A 3,585-nucleotide genomic window follows, 5' to 3' on the forward strand; every position below is an offset into this window, starting at 1 on the left:
GGCAGCACCTTCCAGACCTACCGCAACCTGATCCTGACCATGCTGCTGGGCGGCCTGTGGCACGGTGCCAACGTCACCTACATCATCTGGGGCGCCTGGCACGGCGTGTGGCTGGCGATCGAACGCGCCCTCGGGGTGAACGCCGCGCCGCGCGCGCTCAACCCGCTGAAGTGGGCCTTCACCTTCCTGCTGGTGATCGTCGGCTGGGTGATCTTCCGCGCCGAGAGCCTGCACGTGGCCTGGCGCATGTACGCAGCCATGTTCAGCTTCGGCGACTGGAGCCTCTCCGAGCAGAGCCGCGCCAGCCTCACCGGCCTGCAGGTCGGCACCCTGGTGGTGGCCTACGTGGTGCTGGCGATCTTCGGCCTGCGCCAGTTCTACAACCAGCCGTTGCAGAGCAAGGCGCCCAAGGCCGCGGCGAAGACCGACGAGGTCGCCGCCGACGGCCCGGCCAGCGCCCAGCCGCGCAGCCCGCGCGAGGCGGAAAGCGACCCGGCGGCCATTGCCTACGCGCCAAGCGGCGCGGCCGTGTACCGCCCGCACTGGCTGACCCAACTGCCCGTGCTGGCCACCCGCGTGGCCCTGCTGGCGCTGTTCGCCGCCTCGGTGCTGAAGCTCTCCGCGCAGAGCTACTCGCCCTTCCTCTACTTCCAGTTCTGAGCGAGGCCGGACCATGCAACCGACACTCTCGAGATCCATGCAATACGCCTACGTCGCCGCCTTCGGCGGGATCCTGCTCGGCCTCGCCGGCTGGTCGCTGAAGGCCTTCCCCAGCTTCGCCGCCGCCGAAGGCACCACGCTGCTCAACGGAAAGCTGGCCCACGCCTTCGAAGGCCACTACGACGAGCAGTTCCCGATCAAGCGCCTGGGCACCAACCTCTGGGCCGCGCTGGACTACACCCTGTTCGACGAAGGCCGCCCGGGCGTTGTGATCGGCAAGGACGGCTGGCTGTTCACCGACGAAGAGTTCAAGCCGGCGCCCAGCGCCAGCCAGCTCGACGACAACTGGGCGCTGGTGCGCGGCGTGCAGCAGGAGCTGGAGCGCCGCGGCGTGAAGCTGGTGCTGGCGATCATCCCGGCCAAGGCGCGCATCTACCCCGAGTACATCGGCAAGGAGCAGCCAGCCCAGCTGCACGTCGGCCTCTACGACGAGTTCCTGCAGCGCGCGCGCCAGGCCGGCATGGCCGCGCCCAAGCTGCAGGACACCCTGGAACAGGCCAAGAACAACGGCCAGGTGTTCCTGCGCACCGATACCCACTGGACCCCGCTGGGCGCCGAGGCCGTGGCCCAGCGCCTGGCGCAGAGCATCCACGAGGGACAGAACCTCGACCTGCCGCAGCAGACCTTCATCACCGACGCCAGCCAGGCCGCGCCGCACAAGGGCGACCTGCTGAGCTTCCTGCCGCTGGACCCGCTGTTCAGCGAACTGCTGCCGGCGCCGGACCAGTTGCAGGCGCGCCAGACCCACCCGGCGCAGGCCGCCGAAGCCGCCAGCGGCGGCGACCTGTTCGGCGACAGCGCCGAGCCGCAGGTGGCCCTGGTCGGCACCAGCTACAGCGCCAACCCGCACTGGAACTTCGCCGGCGCGCTCAAGCAGGCGCTGTCGGCCGACCTGATCAACTACGCCAAGGAAGGCAAGGGCCCGCTCGAACCCATGCTCGAACTGCTCAAGGACCCGGGCTTCCAGCAGAAGCCGCCACGCCTGCTGGTGTGGGAATTCCCCGAACGCTACCTGCCGATGCACAGCGACCTCAGCCAGTTCGACGCGAACTGGCTGGCCCAGCTGCGCGCGGCCGGCAACCGTGACGAACGCCTGGCCGCCAACCAGCCGGGCCAACCGGCGGCGCACTGAGCGCCGCACCGGGCGCCAGCGCGCCCACCGACAACAGAGAAGACGGAGGTACACCCCATGACTCGATCCAAGACCCTCGGCTGGAAATCCCCCGCCCTGGCCCTGGCCCTGGGCTTCGCCGCCTTCGGCGCGCACGCCGGCGAAGCCGCCCTCTACGGCCCGCAGGCGCCCAAGGGCTCGGCCTTCGTGCGGGCCTACAACGCCGGCAGCAGCGAACTCTCGGTGAGCGTCGGCAACGCCCAGCTCAACGACGTCTCGCCGCTGGGCTCCAGCGACTTCAAATTCCTCCCGGCGGGCAACTACACCGCCAAGGTCGGCAGCCAGAGCCTGCCGGTGAAACTCGATCCGGACGCCTACTACACCCTGGTCAGCCAGCCCGGCGGCCAGCCCCGGCTGGTGCCCGAGCCGCCGTTCAAGAACAAGCAGAAGGCCCTGGTCCGCGTGCAGAACCTCAGCGGCCAGGCGCTGACCCTGAAGACCGCCGACGGCAAGACCGAGGTGATCGGCAACGTCGCCCCGCAGGGCCACGGCGACCGCGAGATCAACCCGGTGAAAGTGAACCTGGCGCTGTTCGACGGTGCGAAGAAGGTCAGCGACCTCAAGCCGGTGACCCTGGAGCGCGGCGAGGTGGTGTGCCTCTACGTCACCGGCGAGGGCGGCAAGCTGTCGCCGGTGTGGGTCAAGCGGCCGGTGAAGGCGGACTGAGTCAGATGGCGATGATGTGCCGACGGGAAGCTCGCGCCCTCTCCCTAACCCTCTCCCTGAAGGGAGAGGGCTGGGGAGAGGGGCTCTTGCCTCCCCCAAAAACAGAATCACCAGAACCAACACCACAACAAGAACAGAAAAAATCAGCGAGCCGCCAAGACGGCCCGCACGGAGAGGTCACCCAAATCGGCATCGGCGTCCGCAGTCCGGGCGCCCCACAGAACGCATGAACGCTTAAGGAGAAACCCCATGATTCCCGTCATTCTTTCCGGTGGCAGCGGCTCGCGACTCTGGCCCCTTTCCCGCAAGCTCTACCCCAAGCAGTTCCTGGCCCTGGCCGGCGAGCACACGCTGTTCCAGCAGACCCTGGAACGCCTGGCCTTCGACGGCATGGAGCCGCCGCTGGTGGTGAGCAACAAGGAACACCGCTTCATCCTCCAGGAACAGCTGGAACAGCTGAGCCTGAAGACCCAGGGCATCCTGCTCGAACCCTTCGGCCGCAACACCGCCCCGGCGGTGGCCATCGCCGCCATGAAGCTGGTCGCCGAAGGCCGTGACGAACTGCTGCTGGTGCTCCCGGCCGACCACGTGCTGGAAGACCCGCGCGCCTTCCAGCGCGCCCTGGCGCTGGCCACCGTGGCCGCCGAGAAAGGCGAGCTGGTGCTGTTCGGCGTGCCGGCCAGCCGCCCGGAAACCGGCTACGGCTACATTCGCGCGTCCGCCGAGGACGCCCTGCCCGGCGGCGTCGAGCGCGTCGAACGCTTCATCGAGAAACCCGACGAAGCCCGCGCCCGGCAGTTCGTCGAACAGGGCGGGCACTACTGGAACAGCGGCATGTTCCTGTTCCGCGCCAGCCGCTTCCTCGACGAACTCAAGCGCCATGACCCGGACATCTACGACACCTGCCTGCTGGCCCTGGAGCGCAGCCAGCACGAAGGCGAGGTGATCAACATCGACCCGGCCACCTTCGAATGCTGCCCGGACAACTCCATCGACTACGCGGTGATGGAAAAGACCCAGCGCGCCTG

At 68.5% G+C, this 3,585-nt stretch carries 3 protein-coding genes and 1 pseudogene; all 4 read left to right on the top strand.

Annotation, left to right across the window (positions count from 1 at the left end; all coding sequences use genetic code 11):
* Positions 1 to 660, top strand: a pseudogene (locus tag P3W75_RS21780) (MBOAT family O-acyltransferase); the annotation flags it as partial.
* Between the two features lie 13 nt (positions 661 to 673).
* A complete protein-coding gene (locus P3W75_RS21785) occupies positions 674 to 1,852 on the top strand; it encodes an alginate O-acetyltransferase (protein WP_276229390.1) in 1,179 nt (392 codons plus the stop codon).
* A 57-nt stretch (positions 1,853 to 1,909) separates the two neighbouring features.
* Positions 1,910 to 2,557 carry an alginate O-acetyltransferase AlgF gene (gene algF / locus P3W75_RS21790; RefSeq protein ID WP_276229391.1) on the top strand — a complete coding sequence of 216 codons (648 nt, stop codon included), beginning with the start codon at positions 1,910 to 1,912 and terminating at the stop codon, positions 2,555 to 2,557.
* Positions 2,558 to 2,806: 249 nt separating this feature from the next.
* Positions 2,807 to 3,585: sugar phosphate nucleotidyltransferase (locus P3W75_RS21795; RefSeq protein WP_276229392.1), on the top strand; the 779-nt coding region annotated here is incomplete at its 3' end.

Source organism: Pseudomonas citronellolis (assembly GCF_029335315.1).
Lineage (GTDB): Bacteria > Pseudomonadota > Gammaproteobacteria > Pseudomonadales > Pseudomonadaceae > Pseudomonas > Pseudomonas citronellolis_A.

Bases quoted from the DNA above. Each gene is read 5' to 3' on its own strand.
- P3W75_RS21785 (WP_276229390.1), top strand. From the start codon at position 674: ATGCAACCGACACTCTCGAGATCCATGCAATACGCCTACGTCGCCGCC.
- algF (WP_276229391.1), top strand. From the start codon at position 1,910: ATGACTCGATCCAAGACCCTCGGCTGGAAATCCCCCGCCCTGGCCCTG.